Source organism: Clostridium estertheticum, assembly GCF_018861295.1.
GTDB classification, from domain to species: Bacteria; Bacillota; Clostridia; order Clostridiales; family Clostridiaceae; genus Clostridium_AD; species Clostridium_AD estertheticum_D.
In genome coordinates this window covers 40,912-54,250 of record NZ_JAHLDM010000015.1, presented here as the reverse complement: position 1 = coordinate 54,250, position 13,339 = coordinate 40,912, and the positions used below count along the sequence as shown (strand labels likewise).

The following is a 13,339-nucleotide window of genomic DNA, read 5'->3' as shown; positions in this document are numbered from 1 at the left end:
GATTTAAAGTATGATATTAAACACCGTAAATTCAGTATGAATAATACGGTGTTTAATGGATTATTTTGTTCTAGCATTAACAATGATATTGCACAATTCTATATATGAAATACCATCAGCTAAAGCTTCTTGAGGAATTAGACTTGTAGGTGTCATACCTGGAAGCGTATTAGCTTCAAGACATATAAATTCGTCTCTCTCATCTAAAATAAAATCAATTCTAGAATATGTCCCAAGCCGTAAAGTTTCACATATTTTTAATGCTAGACTCTTAATCCTCTTTGTATCGTATTCTGAAAGATTTGCAGGGCATATATCTTGAGTTAATCCCGCTTGATATTTATTCTTATAATCATAAAATCCTTCTTTTGGTATTATTTCAATAACAGGTAATGCTTTCCCCTGTAATAAACCTACAGAAAACTCTCTACCTACTATCATTTTCTCGATAAGTAGACTTGAGTCAATTTTATTAGCTGTAGCAATTGCCGCTTCAAGCTCCTCAATATTATAAACAATTGATACTCCTATACTTGAACCAGCACTACAAGGTTTCACTACACACGGTATACCAATCGTTTTAACTATATATTCTGTTGATAGTGGATTTTTAATAAAAGTCAACCATTTAGCTGTAGGAATACCTACTTGTTGTAACAGTTTCTTTGTTAAATCCTTATCCATTGCAAGAAGGCTACCAATATAGCCAGTTCCAGTATATTTAATTCCCATTGAATCAAAAGTTGCCTGTATTTGACCATTTTCCCCCATTGAACCGTGTAGAGCTATAAATACAACATCAGCAAATAGGCAAAGAGGTAACACATTTTTACCTATAAGAGAATCACCATTGTTGCTTTTTCTCTTTATTTCATTTAAATCAGGCTCGGTACCTTTAACCTTATAATAATATGGCTTTCCAGTAATGTTATCTTCAAATAAACTTTCAAATTCGGTTTCGTTTGCTTTTAAACCTTCATATACATCTAATAGCAGCACATGGTGACCAGCTGCTCTAAGAGCATTAGCAATTTGACTTCCAGAAGATAATGAAACGTCCCTTTCTGGACTTAATCCGCCTGCAAGTACCACGATTTTCATAACTTAACCCCCACAATTTTTTATTCTCATTAATAAAATAATACACTTCTTCTGAAAGTATATTAACCTATCATATCTAATAGATATTAATAAAGATTATATTTATTTGCTACTCGCTACGTCTACATTCTGATAATGTTCTAACTCTTCTTTTGGATAGGCTCCTGTCCAGTGGTATGGTTGTAATTCTTTTAAAATTATAAATTTTAAAGTATTATTTTTTGTTGTTACTCCCACTTTTACATCTTCTCCCCAATAACGTAGTCGTTCTTGACATACACCACAAGGTGAGAGAACTTTAAATGGAGAATTTTCATCATCACGGGTTACGCAGAGACAATGTGTGACTTTTTCATTGTATTTTTGTGCTTCACACATTGCGCCTGTTTCCATACAAACGCCCACACTACTATTAAAAGATTCCAATGCCACACTTATTAAATATTTATCATCCTCAGTATGAATTACTGCAACACCACCCCATCCACTTGGAAAACGATGGTCAATAAATTCAACAGCCTTTCTGTACATGTTTTGTTCTATATCCATAATTTCAACCCCTTATTATATAAATAATGTACCGAGATAAATTACAAAACTGACTTAACTATATAGAAATTATATCATGTTTCCACATAACTAAATTCCAAAAATGGAAAATGTTTTTATTAATAATACTTTATTTTTAGTAAGGTTCAAAAATATGATTATAAACCTAACAATAAAAAACGATTATGGTAAAACATAATCATTTTTTATTGTTAATATTAATGTTATTTATAAAATTATTATCCCAATTTTTATGGCTATACTATTTTATGGTAAAATAGTATAATATTATTAGAGAGTTTGAAGTCGATGTTGTAAATGAGCCATTGGTAATTGATGATAACATAATAACTTGTTGGAATCCTTCAACAGCAATAGATGTCGATTTTAAGCTATTAGAATTATTAACATCCAAAGAAAAATCAAACTATATTAAAGATATTATGGGGTTTAAAATTAAAAAAATTATTATATGAGGGGAAGTTAAATTGGAACTTGAAATAACTGTGAATTCATTATATATTTGTGTTAAAAATATGGATAGAGCTATTAGTTTTTATGAACAATTATTTGAACAGTCGGTAGATAAGAAAGATGATATATTCAGTATTTTTATTATAAGGGGCTTTAGATTTTGTTTGTTTAATAATAGTAAAGTTAATGAAACAGTAATTGGGGGTGATAATTGTCTGCCAAGTTTGGAAGTTAATGATATAAATAAATTAATAGAAAAACTAAAGATTTTAAAGGCAGAAATAATCTTCCCTTTAACAAAAATCAATGAAAATTGGGTATTAGAATTTACTGATAGTGAAGGCAATGATATAGAAGTGTACTGTAAAGAGTGATATAAATGAGGAACAAATGTTATCAGAAAAAATTTTTATTAGTTAAATTAGCTGTTTATATTTAATGGAATCAGACATATTTACAAAAGTGTTTAGGGGGTGTTAGTGTGGAAATTATTACTAAACAGGTTCCTATTGAAAAAATGGAAATTTTAAGAGAATCATTAGATAAACTTCATAAATACCATAACAGTAAATCAGAATATTTTTCTGGTGATTATCCAAGAATAACGTTTGAAGAGCGTGTAGAGGTGTATAGAAAAAACGCAAAATTAGGAGAATACAGAATTGAGTTATTGATTGACGCTGAAACAAACAATATTATAGGATTTTGCATAGCATATATCAAAAGGATTGGCGGAAAGGTAGAAGTTCTTTTTGTTGACGAAAAATATAGAAGAAATAGATTAGGTGTCAAATTAATGAGTAGTGCCATGGAGTGGTTTGGTGAAAATCATATAAATGATATAGAACTTACAGTAGTATATGGGAACGAAGCAGTATCGTTTTATCAGAAATTAGGATTTTATCCACGTTCAATTATTATGACAACAAAACCATAATAATATTTAATTGCCTTTCTTTATAATATAGATTGTACTAAAAGGTAGTGTTATTATGGATTATTATATTCGTTATGTAGATATTAATAATTCTAAAACATTGTAATATATTCATTTGCAATCAGGGGAAGTGATTATAAAATGATTTTTGAATTAAGAGATTTTTGTATAGACTTTGTGGGGGATAAAGATATAAATGCTATTGTTGAAGTGTACAATTCCAATAAATATTTTTTGGTAAATCATATGGGTAAAGATAAAGTTAGATATGAATGGGTACTTGAAGAATTAGAGAATATGAGAAAAGTAGGTTTCTATTCTTGCAAAGTAGTTGAGAAGAGTTCAAGGAAAATAAAGGGGATAATAGAATTTAAAATAGGTGAGGAAACTTACCTATCACTCTTAATGATACATTAGAATTATAAAAATAAAGGGCTTGGAAAACTAATATATCAGGCTTTAGAGGAATATGCTAAAGAAGTAAAAAGCAAGTGTATGAGAATAGATGTAGTTACTAACTATGATAATGCAGTACTTAATTTTTGGGTTAAGAATGGTTTTGATAAAATCAAAGATGTGGAATTAGAGTGGATAGGAAAAATCTTACCTGCTGTTATTATGAAAAAAAACATATAAGCAATTATCAGAGCAAAACATAAATACAATACATTACATTTGAGGCGGAGAGGAGAAAATTTTGGACCAAAAGAATAAAATATTAGAGATTTTAATAAAAAATAAAATTGATAACATAAACATTATTAATTTTATTGAAAGTTATCCTATATTCTATTTAGAACAAATAGGTGATTCAGTTATAGTTAAGGGGACAAGTGATAGAAATTGGGTTTATATAAGTTCTAAATCAGAGGAGGAACTCACAATAATAAAAAGCAGATTAGATTATAAGGATAAGAATTTCGCAATTATTGAAGAGTGGATGATTCCAATTTTAATTAAAGGTAATAAAATCAAGTGGAAATTATCTACTATGAAATTAGTAATATCAAATATAAAAGTTATAGCTGAACCAAAACATAGTGTATCAAAATTGGCGATTTGTGATTCTGAATTTATATATGAAAATTCAAATTATAAAGATTTTATATCTATGCCATATATCATTGAAAGAATAACAAATGGAGTAAGTTCATGTATACGTTATATGGATAAATTAATAGCTTGGGGAATTACACAAGACGATGGAGCTATAGGATTTTTGCATGTTTTACCTGAATATAGAAAGATGGGATACGCGCGAGATGTAATGAGAGACCTAATTAACAAAGTTCGTGATGAAAACAAGATACCATTTGTGCATATTGAGGAAGAAAATGAAAAATCTATGAAGTTAGCAATGAGTTTAGGGTTTAAAAAAGATCGAGTAGTAAGTTGGTTCGAGATAGAGTAGAGGTAGAAAAAATAATAGTAACTGTTTATTAATTTTATTACTTATAGATTATTAAAAATGGTTTTTATATATTGTGTCATACTGGTATTTAATCTTGTGCTGCAATTATAGAAATGAGTGGAGGATAAAAAATGGATTATAATAACAAAGGATTTTGGAGTATGTTAGACGATTTAGTAAGCGGTTCTGAAATAGTAATAAATAGACCTAAAGGTTCAAGACATCCTAAATATCCTGATATGTTATATGAAGTTGATTATGGATATTTAAAGGATACAAGTTCTATGGATGGTGGAGGAATTGATATATGGAGAGGAACGGATGAAAAACATGAAATAGATGGGATTATATGTATTGTGGATTTATTGAAAAAAGATTCTGAAATAAAAATACTGAGTGGTTGTACTAATAATGAAAAAGAAACGATATATAGATTTCATAATAAGTCAGAGTTTATGAAGGGGATTTTTATATCCAGGGAAGGAGCATAATTTTATTTGTTGGAGGTCTTTAAATGGAACTTTGTGATATACTCGATGGAAATGGGGAGAAAACGGGTAAGACTGTTGAACGTGGAAAACCTATGGGACAAGATGAATACCATCTAGTTGTACAGGTATGGATAAAAAATAGGCATGGAGAATTTTTAATTACAAAACGTACACCAAACAAGACAATATTACCAAATATGTGGGAAACAACTTGTGGGTCTGCAATTATTGGCGATGATAGCTTGAAAGCTGTATTAAGAGAAGTAAAGGAAGAAATAGGTATTAATTTATCCCCTGCAAATGGAAAATTTCTCTTTAGATTAAAAAGACAGCATTTTGACTTTCCAGATTTTATAGATGTGTGGCTGTTCAAACAAGAAGTAGATATGACAGAAGTTATTTATCAACCAGAAGAAGTATGTGGAGCAAAGTGGGCTACTCAAAACCAGATTCAATCCATGATAGAATCTGGAGAATTTGCGGATACATTTACCTATCTCGAAGATTTATTTAAGATAGTATAATATTATATTTGTATGATATTAGAGGAGGGTAAAATGAATAGTATTCCAGAAAGCGTTAATACAATATTGAAAGAGTATTTAGATTTGTTTGAGTCAGAATTGCCGAAATTTTTAGAAGCATATTATATCTATGGTTCTATTACATTAGGGGCATTTAATTATGGGCTGAGTGATATTGATTTTATTGCAGTAGTTAAAAGAAAAGTTACAGAATTAGATATAGAGGTTCTAAAAAAAATTCATAGGAATATTAAAAAAAAATTTCTTAAAACAGATTTAATGGGAATTTATATAATGAGAAATGATCTTCAATTAGAGCATGAAAATGAGAAATCATGCCCTTGTTTCATAGGTGGAGTATATAAAGGTCTTGAAAAATTTGAGAAAAATTCAATTGACGCTTTTCAACTAAAAAAATATGGTTTAACTGTTAAAGGGAAAGAAATTGATGAGTTTAACTTTACAGTAAACTGGGAGACCTTGATTCATAATATGAGAGAAAATCTTAATACTTATTGGTTTAACTGGAATGACGACTGCAAAAAGTTTTTATCCAAAAGATACATAGGCTTATTTGTTGACTTAGGAATGATTGAATGGGGAGTTTTAGGTGTTTCTCGTCTATATTTCACATTCAAAGAAGGGGATATGACATCGAAAGTAGGGGCAGGTGAATATATACTACAGACAGTGCCTCAAAGATGGCATAAGGTAATTAATGAGGCAATGAGATTACGAAAGGGTAACCCAAAGTCATATTATAAATCAATTTTTGAGAGACGAGTAGATGTTTTAGCTTATATTGACTTCATAATACAAGAAAGCAATAATCTTTTTAATGATAAAAGGTACTAATTGGATTTAAATATATCTTAAAGTAAAGAATATTCAAAGGAAGGTGAAGGGTAGAATGAAACTTGTAAAAGCTAATTCAGCAGATTTTAATACAGTAAAAAACATTATAAACACAACAATAAAAACAATATATCCACATTACTATCCAGCCGGTGTAGTTGAATTTTTTTTAACCCATCATTGTGATGATAATATACGAAAAGGAATAGAAACAGAAATGGTATTACTAATTGATGTCAATGGAATAATTGTAGGCACTGGGAGTGCCAATGAAAACGAGATAAGTAGAGTATTTGTATTGCCACAGTTACAAGGATTAGGATATGGAACATTAATCATGAATAGGTTAGAATCAATAATAGCTAAAGGATATTCTGAAATTGTGTTAGATTCTTCATTGCCAGCATATAATTTATATATAAATCGTGGATATGCTCCTATTAAATACAATAAAATCATAACAACAAATAAGGATATATTATGTTTCAATATTATGAAAAAAGCTATTGGTAGGTGTATTGATGGAAAAATAAATTATAATAATAGATTATTTTCATCAGTTTCAAATACTCATAATGGAGAGGTTTCAAGTGCAACTATTTTTCAATATCATCAAAATAAAGATATAATCTGGGCTGAATATAATGGTGGCGATATACTAAAAGGTTATTTAATTGGCACATGTGATGATAAAAGCAACTTGAATTTCACATATCAACATATCAATCAAAAGAGTGAAATACGTACTGGAAAATGTTTGTCAACACCAAAAATTTTACCGGATGGAAGAATAAGTCTATTAGAACGATGGCAGTGGACAAATGGTGACAATTCGACTGGTCACTCTATAATTGAGGAGAGTAACATCATAAAATTAACATAAGCTATAGTTAATTTTATGAATAAACTTATTATGTGAAATGTTTTTAAAGAAAATGTTCTAACCCATTAGCACATTTTGTAGGTAGGAATTCAATTATTTCATATTCTGCAATCTTTTTAATAAAAAAAGGATCTTGTCCTATTATTAATTCAACTTCATTTTTATCTTTTGCATTGCAAATAATTGTTCCACCTATCCTTGGGTTTCTTCTACCTGAGAAAATAAATTTTTGTAATGAATAAAATTTCTCTAAATATTCTATGTGAGAACTTATCTCTTTGTCAACTTCCTCAAGTGGCTTTACATATGTTAACATTAAAATATACATTTTTCATCTCTCCTTTATGTTTTAATAATACTTGTTTAATTATACTATTTTTTAAAAATTTGTAAATGACTTAATTTATGGTAAGCATGGTATAATTAAATAAACATTGTTAGTCGAAATTGCAGAATATTATTTATTAACAATTACTTTTAATGGGGGTAAATATGAAAAAATTATTGAAAATTAAAAAGTGGAAATTAATCGTTCTTGTTATAATTATAATTGGTGCTTTTAACGCTTCATGTCTTACACCAAAGGGAGCATTAAGAACTCACTTGTTTATTAGTGGTCACCCAATTATAGCTTGTATAACACCAATAAATGATGATGTATTACACAATAAGATAGATAGTAAATACCTTCAAACTGAAAATGCTCATTGTTACGAATTAGTTATTATTCCGAGAGACCCAGCCACACGTGATTATCTACAGAATTATATAGTTCGTAAAAAAGGGATTTTCTATTTTGCAAAATACTATGGTGAAGCTTAACATTTATAAAGAACGTTATGGAAGTTTACAGGATGTACTAACGAATACAATTGGATCATTTATAGGCTATGAAATATGGTTTGGGTTGTCAAAACTAAAGCAAAGAGAAAAGAAATAAAATTTTAAGGAGGCATAAAATGTTTTGTCCAAAATGCAAATGTGAATATAGAGATGGATTTAATTTCTGTTCAGACTGTAAAATTGAATTGGTTGAAAAATTACCAAGCGAAGAACTGGCAAGTGAAGAATTTGAGTATTCAGAACTTGTTACTGTAGCAGAAACAATGGACTTTTCTATAATACCTATTGTTAAGTCAATCTTAGATTCTGAGAAAATAAGATATTTTATTAAAGGCGAAATGATTAGAAGTATTGCTGTACTTAATAATATTATGGAAATACAAGTTCCAATAAAATATGCTCAGAAGGCAAAAGATTTATTAAAAGACTTGGATATAAAGTAGACTATATCTGGTAGAGTGAGTTTAATAAAATCATAAATTTGGCACTATACAAGTGTTTTTTGTTGCGCCATAAAATTGTTTAAATAACAATCCAATATTATTTAATATTGCTTAGCTTGATGGCTATGTTGACGCAACCCAATCTAAATTAAAGTCTGACTACCTATTTGTGGTGTATTTATTATATTATTCTAACCTTAAGATTGTTCCTGTTATATTCATAAATGAATTCTTACAATTCTCATGAAACATTTTAACAGCTTTGTCTCCTGTGCAATGAGATAAACCTAATAAATTTAAATTTAAATTATTTATGCATTCAATTGACTTATCTATTCTTTCTACATCAGCTTCTATAAGATGTGTCCCACCCACTATTCCTACTATTTTTTCTTTAGTTATTTCTTGAATAGTTTTTACAATATTTAAAAATCCAGGATGTGCACATCCAAGTAAAACCACTATTCCGTCTTTAGTCTTAAGTCCTACAGCAATTTCATCGTTAAAAATATCAATTTTATAATCATCATCAATTTTAAGTTTCATATTTTTATTTAATTTTTCAAAATCATAATATTTGTTAAAATTAGAAAACACAAAAACATCATCACTTACTTCTAGAGTATCAGCTTGTACGAAATTTATAGAAATTCCTTTGCTTTGTAAATACTCTTTATTAAAATCTATTCCCACATATGTATATCCCGTTTCTTTTGAAAAATCCGATTTAAGACTGCCGTCAGAATAATGAAATTTGTTGGAATTTTGAAAGAAATGTTCACTCACTATAATTTGAGGAGTTATATTGTAAGTTTCAAGTAATCTTCTTACACCACCACAATGATCATAATGAGCATGACTTAAAATTATAACATCTATACTTTTAAGATCTATATTTAACTTTTCAGCATTTTCAATAAAATTTCCTGTTTTTCCTGTATCGAAAAGAATATTACACTTTTCAGTTTCAATAAACATAGAAATCCCATGTTCATAGTTTAACTTTTGATTTTCATCTTGAGTATTTTCTATTAAAGTAGTTATTTTCATTTTAGACCCCCCTTTTTACATTGTTGAAGCAAACTCATTTAAAATTGTAGCAGTAGAATTAAGTTCTTGTACTGTAGCAGTAATTTCTTCGAGTCCAGATGATTGATTATCTAATATTAAATTCGAATCATTAAATCTCAAATAAATTTCATTTATTGAATCTTGGATAGTATTTAACATGTTATTAATTTGCGTTGCAGATTCTTTGGTTGATTGTGAAAGTTTTCTAATTTCATTTGATACTACACTAAATCCTTTTCCAAATTCTCCTGCTCTAGCAGATTCTATTGCAGCATTTAATCCTAACAAATTCGTTTGTTTAGCAATACCTTCTATAAAACTTAATACTTCATCAGTTTTTTTAGAATTATCCTTTGTTATTTCAATGAATTTTTGAATACCTGAATTTGTTTCAGCTATTTTTTGAATTCCTGATGTCATATCAAATAAATTAGTACTTATTTCTGATAATGAATCTGATAATGTATTTGATAAATCTGACATTTTTTCTTTTTTACTCAAACTCATGCCTATTATCATTGTTCCTGATATTTTATCATTTTCAAATACCGGAACTGCCATTGTCTTTAATGGTACTCCAAAAACATTTTTAGGTACTATAACTGATATTGGTTTTTTCTCTTTTAAGCATATATCTGCTGCACAACCAGTGGGTATTGTATCACCTGTTTTTGATGACATTTTTAGATTTTCACAATCTTGTACTAAAAGGAACTTTTCAGTATTGGATATTGTAAATACTAATTCATCATCAAAATAATGCTGAAAATATGGCATTAAGTTATAAAATGATTGTAATAATTTATTGTCTTCTATTGCATTTATCATAAAGTCACTTCCTAAATTTTTTTACAGTAATAAATTCGGATATATCACTATATTATACAATTATAAACCCTCTATTACTATTTATCAATTGGTGAACTACCTTAGAGTATATTTAAATTGTTGTAAATCAATAAATAGTCCTTCTCGGAGCGTCATTAAAAAATGTGGATTCATTTATGAAGGAGCATTACGAGATTTCTTTTATATGGATGGACAATATGTAGATAGGCTATATTACTCGATTTTGAAAGAGAAATTTATCTCCAAAATTAAGTTGGCATAAGTCAGCAAAAACTAAATCGTAACTCATCTTTATTTTAATGCCATGTTATGGTAATATTACATTGAATTATTATAATATTCTCATTAGTCTAAAAATGTACATTTAGGATTATATAAAAAAATATGATAGAAAAGATGCTTGTGGCTTCTGTATAGTAGCTTGTTCATTGGGATTACGATAGCAATTCACATTTTATTGATTTGGAGGTGAAAAAAATATTATGATAAATAGTGAGGATTTAAAAGAATATCTGTATCATAAAGGGGCTTCTTTGGTTGGATTTGCGAATTTAGAATCTATTGTAGATAGTGAAATAAATCACGGAATATCTATTGCGATAAATATACCAGTGAAAGTCGTTAAGTCAATTTGTAATGGACCTAATATGGATTATTTTAATCAATACCACTCGCTTAATAATAAATTGAATGAAATAGCCAATAGTGGGGCTGAATATCTTCAAAACAAAGGATATAAAGCAGTTGCACAAACTACTGACGTTGTAAAAGAATTATCTAACTATAGAACATTATTACCTCATAAGACCGTTGCAACAATGTCTGGACTCGGATGGATTGGGAAGAATGCATTGTTAACAACAGAGGAATTTGGTTCGTCTATTCGGTTAACGTCAATTATTACAAATGCAAAATTAGATTATGGAACGCCAGTAACAGAATCTAAGTGTGGGGATTGCTTAAAATGCAAAGATGCTTGCCCTGGCAGAGCCATTTCAGGTGAACTATGGCATGTTGGCATTGATAGAGATGAGTTTATTAACATTATTAATTGTCGACGTAAGGCACGTCAGATAGCAAATGATAAAATAGATAAAGAAATAACATTATGCGGTAAATGCATAGAGATATGTCCATATACCCAAAGGTATATAAAGAAAGGATAGATAATTCATACCATCGTCAATAGGTTATTGGAATTTATACGAAATATAAGATAAGAAGAATATTTTTATAATAGCTTGAAGGAGTTGCATGTATGGTAAAAAAAATCATTTTGTTGGGAAACCCTAAATTATATCAGATAAGCTCTACTATAGAAAAGGATGAAATGGACATTATAAAAGAACTTGTTATTGATTTGCATGATACACTTATGAATTTTAGAAACAAGAATGGGTTAGGTAGAGCAATAGCTTCCTCACAAATAGGTGTATTTAAGCGGTTGATATATATGAATATTGACAAGCCGGTAGTTTTTATAAATCCAATATTGATTTTTGAGGATGATGAATTTATGGAGGTTATAGATGACTGTATGTCCTTTCCTGAGCTATTGGTAAAGGTTAAAAGGCATTGTAGATGTACAATTCATTTTAAGGACATGGATTTTATTGATAATGAGATGAAACTTGAAGGGGATTTATCAGAATTATTACAACATGAATATGACCATCTCGACGGAATAATTGCAACAATGAGAGCCATAGATGATAAATCGTTGTGTTTAAAAAGTGAAAAAAAATTATTAGAAGAGTAATGTATAAAAAATACTAAAAGAAATTGACAGCAACAGTTACGGGCTATGGTATGACACAGGGTGGGACAGAACAGTGAATTTATGTGTGCTAAATTTAAATTATGTTTTCGACTATGTTAGCCCAATACCGTAGATGCAGAATTAGAGGTAAGAAAAGGAGAAAAAATGGATATGAACTATTTTGTGAAAACTCATGGATTAGGGAATGAGTATATTGTTTTAGATAAAGAAAATATAAATTTTACATTAACAAAAAAGGCAATACAAAGAATATGTAATGTAAATTTCGGTATAGGTTCTGATGGAATTTTACTTAAAGTTCAATCAAATAAAGCAAATTTTGGATTAAGAATTTTTAATCCAGATGGCTCCGAAGCAGAAAAAAGTGGTAATGGATTGAGAATATTTTGCAAATATATTTATGATTATGCACTAACTAATAATAAAGTGTTTTCTGTTGAAACAAAAGGTGGAATAGTGGAAGCTAATATTATTGAAACTTCAAATAAAAAAGCAAAATTAATTTCAGTTGATATGGGGAAAGCAATTTTTAATTCAAAAGAGATTCCTACAAATTTTATTTCTAACGAAGTAATAGGAGAAAAATTGGAAGCTTATGATAAACAATATGAAATAAATTGCGTTTCAATTGGAAATCCTCATTGTGTTATTTTAAAAAGAGAATTAAAAATTGACGAAATAAAAAAGTATGGAAAGATAATAGAAAATCACAGTCAATTTCCAAACAAAACTAATGTTCAATTTGCTAAATTAATATCAAGAAATGAAGTGGAAATATTAATATGGGAAAGAGGTGCAGGGTTTACATTAGCTTCTGGAACTTCATCTTGTGCGGTAGCGAGTGTTTTAAGGAAAAAGAATTTGGTTGATAATAAAGTGAAAATTAAAATGCTTGGTGGAGAATTATTAATAGAAATAGACGATAATTGGAATATAAAAATGACTGGAGAAGTTAGACAAATAGCATATGGAACTTTGAGTGATGAACTTATAGAAGATTTAAATAAGTAACGGTAAACAATATTTTAATTCTTCTTTTTAATAAGTCTTTATTAAAAAAGTTAGAGAAATGAATATATGAAAGACCTTATGTACCAATTCTAAATGTTATATCTTATTAAATGGAGG

18 protein-coding genes and 1 pseudogene are annotated in these 13,339 nt (G+C 28.6%); 14 read left to right on the top strand and 5 right to left on the bottom strand.

The window, feature by feature from the left end:
- Positions 1–60 precede the first annotated feature (60 nt).
- Both KPL54_RS15025 and KPL54_RS15020 read right to left on the bottom strand, forming a co-directional pair.
- A complete protein-coding gene (locus KPL54_RS15025) occupies positions 61–1,101 on the bottom strand; it encodes a D-alanine--D-alanine ligase family protein (protein WP_216107331.1) in 1,041 nt (346 codons plus the stop codon).
- A gap of 102 nt (positions 1,102–1,203) precedes the next feature.
- Positions 1,204–1,650, bottom strand: a complete 447-nt coding sequence (locus tag KPL54_RS15020; RefSeq protein WP_216107330.1) for a cytidine deaminase — start codon at positions 1,648–1,650, stop codon at positions 1,204–1,206.
- A gap of 488 nt (positions 1,651–2,138) precedes the next feature.
- On the opposite strand from KPL54_RS15020, the gene KPL54_RS15015 reads away from it, so the two are divergent.
- The 9 genes and pseudogenes from KPL54_RS15015 (at position 2,139) to KPL54_RS14980 (ending at position 7,225) form a co-directional block, all read left to right on the top strand.
- Positions 2,139–2,498: a VOC family protein gene (locus tag KPL54_RS15015; protein ID WP_216107329.1), complete on the top strand. Its 360-nt coding sequence runs from the start codon at positions 2,139–2,141 to the stop codon at positions 2,496–2,498.
- A 107-nt stretch (positions 2,499–2,605) separates the two neighbouring features.
- Positions 2,606–3,061, top strand: coding sequence for a GNAT family N-acetyltransferase (locus tag KPL54_RS15010; RefSeq protein ID WP_216107328.1), 456 nt, complete (start codon positions 2,606–2,608; stop codon positions 3,059–3,061).
- A 141-nt stretch (positions 3,062–3,202) separates the two neighbouring features.
- Entirely contained in the window at positions 3,203–3,478 is a 276-nt protein-coding gene (locus tag KPL54_RS26105; RefSeq protein WP_253203486.1) for a hypothetical protein, read from the top strand.
- Between the two features lie 12 nt (positions 3,479–3,490).
- A pseudogene (locus KPL54_RS26100) lies at positions 3,491–3,697 on the top strand (GNAT family N-acetyltransferase); the annotation flags it as partial.
- 61 nt (positions 3,698–3,758) lie between these two features.
- The gene (locus KPL54_RS15000) at positions 3,759–4,472 is read left to right on the top strand and encodes a GNAT family N-acetyltransferase (RefSeq protein ID WP_253203485.1); all 714 of its coding nucleotides are present in this window, start codon (positions 3,759–3,761) and stop codon (positions 4,470–4,472) included.
- Positions 4,473–4,603: 131 nt separating this feature from the next.
- Positions 4,604–4,963 carry an inorganic pyrophosphatase gene (locus KPL54_RS14995; RefSeq protein WP_216107327.1) on the top strand — a complete coding sequence of 120 codons (360 nt, stop codon included), beginning with the start codon at positions 4,604–4,606 and terminating at the stop codon, positions 4,961–4,963.
- A gap of 23 nt (positions 4,964–4,986) precedes the next feature.
- Positions 4,987–5,487 carry an NUDIX hydrolase gene (locus KPL54_RS14990; RefSeq protein ID WP_216107326.1) on the top strand — a complete coding sequence of 167 codons (501 nt, stop codon included), beginning with the start codon at positions 4,987–4,989 and terminating at the stop codon, positions 5,485–5,487.
- A gap of 33 nt (positions 5,488–5,520) precedes the next feature.
- Positions 5,521–6,342, top strand: a complete 822-nt coding sequence (locus KPL54_RS14985) for an aminoglycoside adenylyltransferase domain-containing protein (protein WP_216107325.1) — start codon at positions 5,521–5,523, stop codon at positions 6,340–6,342.
- A gap of 55 nt (positions 6,343–6,397) precedes the next feature.
- Positions 6,398–7,225, top strand: a complete 828-nt coding sequence (locus KPL54_RS14980; protein ID WP_216107324.1) for a GNAT family N-acetyltransferase — start codon at positions 6,398–6,400, stop codon at positions 7,223–7,225.
- A 43-nt stretch (positions 7,226–7,268) separates the two neighbouring features.
- On the opposite strand, the gene KPL54_RS14975 is transcribed toward KPL54_RS14980, so the two are convergent.
- On the bottom strand, positions 7,269–7,553 hold the full coding sequence (locus tag KPL54_RS14975; protein ID WP_216107323.1) for a YciI family protein: 285 nt from the start codon (positions 7,551–7,553) through the stop codon (positions 7,269–7,271).
- Between the two features lie 164 nt (positions 7,554–7,717).
- Between KPL54_RS14975 and KPL54_RS14970 the strand changes: the two genes are divergently transcribed.
- Both KPL54_RS14970 and KPL54_RS14965 read left to right on the top strand, forming a co-directional pair.
- Positions 7,718–8,047 carry a hypothetical protein gene (locus tag KPL54_RS14970; protein WP_216107322.1) on the top strand — a complete coding sequence of 110 codons (330 nt, stop codon included), beginning with the start codon at positions 7,718–7,720 and terminating at the stop codon, positions 8,045–8,047.
- Positions 8,048–8,184: 137 nt separating this feature from the next.
- Positions 8,185–8,511: a zinc ribbon domain-containing protein gene (locus KPL54_RS14965; RefSeq protein WP_216107321.1), complete on the top strand. Its 327-nt coding sequence runs from the start codon at positions 8,185–8,187 to the stop codon at positions 8,509–8,511.
- 186 nt (positions 8,512–8,697) lie between these two features.
- Here the strand turns inward: KPL54_RS14965 and KPL54_RS14960 are convergent, their stop codons facing one another.
- Together KPL54_RS14960 and KPL54_RS26530 are read right to left on the bottom strand one after the other, a co-directional pair.
- Complete coding sequence (locus KPL54_RS14960) at positions 8,698–9,561, bottom strand: MBL fold metallo-hydrolase (RefSeq protein WP_216107320.1); 864 nt, start codon at positions 9,559–9,561, stop codon at positions 8,698–8,700.
- 15 nt (positions 9,562–9,576) lie between these two features.
- Positions 9,577–10,410: a methyl-accepting chemotaxis protein gene (locus tag KPL54_RS26530; RefSeq protein ID WP_216107319.1), complete on the bottom strand. Its 834-nt coding sequence runs from the start codon at positions 10,408–10,410 to the stop codon at positions 9,577–9,579.
- 503 nt (positions 10,411–10,913) lie between these two features.
- Between KPL54_RS26530 and KPL54_RS14950 the strand changes: the two genes are divergently transcribed.
- The 3 genes from KPL54_RS14950 to dapF all read left to right on the top strand — a co-directional run bounded on the left by KPL54_RS14950 (position 10,914) and on the right by dapF (position 13,222).
- Positions 10,914–11,597, top strand: coding sequence for a 4Fe-4S double cluster binding domain-containing protein (locus tag KPL54_RS14950; RefSeq protein ID WP_216107318.1), 684 nt, complete (start codon positions 10,914–10,916; stop codon positions 11,595–11,597).
- A 92-nt stretch (positions 11,598–11,689) separates the two neighbouring features.
- Positions 11,690–12,190, top strand: a complete 501-nt coding sequence (locus KPL54_RS14945) for a peptide deformylase (protein ID WP_216107317.1) — start codon at positions 11,690–11,692, stop codon at positions 12,188–12,190.
- Positions 12,191–12,355: 165 nt separating this feature from the next.
- Positions 12,356–13,222, top strand: a complete 867-nt coding sequence (gene dapF, locus KPL54_RS14940) for a diaminopimelate epimerase (protein WP_216107316.1) — start codon at positions 12,356–12,358, stop codon at positions 13,220–13,222.
- Positions 13,223–13,339: the final 117 nt, after the last annotated feature.

Bases quoted from the DNA above. Each gene is read 5' to 3' on its own strand.
- dapF (WP_216107316.1), top strand. From the start codon at position 12,356: ATGGATATGAACTATTTTGTGAAAACTCATGGATTAGGGAATGAGTAT.
- KPL54_RS26105 (WP_253203486.1), top strand. From the start codon at position 3,203: ATGATTTTTGAATTAAGAGATTTTTGTATAGACTTTGTGGGGGATAAA.
- KPL54_RS14995 (WP_216107327.1), top strand. From the start codon at position 4,604: ATGGATTATAATAACAAAGGATTTTGGAGTATGTTAGACGATTTAGTA.
- KPL54_RS14960 (WP_216107320.1), bottom strand. From the start codon at position 9,561: ATGAAAATAACTACTTTAATAGAAAATACTCAAGATGAAAATCAAAAG.
- KPL54_RS14985 (WP_216107325.1), top strand. From the start codon at position 5,521: ATGAATAGTATTCCAGAAAGCGTTAATACAATATTGAAAGAGTATTTA.
- KPL54_RS14990 (WP_216107326.1), top strand. From the start codon at position 4,987: ATGGAACTTTGTGATATACTCGATGGAAATGGGGAGAAAACGGGTAAG.
- KPL54_RS26530 (WP_216107319.1), bottom strand. From the start codon at position 10,410: ATGATAAATGCAATAGAAGACAATAAATTATTACAATCATTTTATAAC.
- KPL54_RS14980 (WP_216107324.1), top strand. From the start codon at position 6,398: ATGAAACTTGTAAAAGCTAATTCAGCAGATTTTAATACAGTAAAAAAC.
- KPL54_RS15020 (WP_216107330.1), bottom strand. From the start codon at position 1,650: ATGGATATAGAACAAAACATGTACAGAAAGGCTGTTGAATTTATTGAC.
- KPL54_RS14945 (WP_216107317.1), top strand. From the start codon at position 11,690: ATGGTAAAAAAAATCATTTTGTTGGGAAACCCTAAATTATATCAGATA.
- KPL54_RS14975 (WP_216107323.1), bottom strand. From the start codon at position 7,553: ATGTATATTTTAATGTTAACATATGTAAAGCCACTTGAGGAAGTTGAC.
- KPL54_RS14965 (WP_216107321.1), top strand. From the start codon at position 8,185: ATGTTTTGTCCAAAATGCAAATGTGAATATAGAGATGGATTTAATTTC.
- KPL54_RS14970 (WP_216107322.1), top strand. From the start codon at position 7,718: ATGAAAAAATTATTGAAAATTAAAAAGTGGAAATTAATCGTTCTTGTT.
- KPL54_RS14950 (WP_216107318.1), top strand. From the start codon at position 10,914: ATGATAAATAGTGAGGATTTAAAAGAATATCTGTATCATAAAGGGGCT.
- KPL54_RS15025 (WP_216107331.1), bottom strand. From the start codon at position 1,101: ATGAAAATCGTGGTACTTGCAGGCGGATTAAGTCCAGAAAGGGACGTT.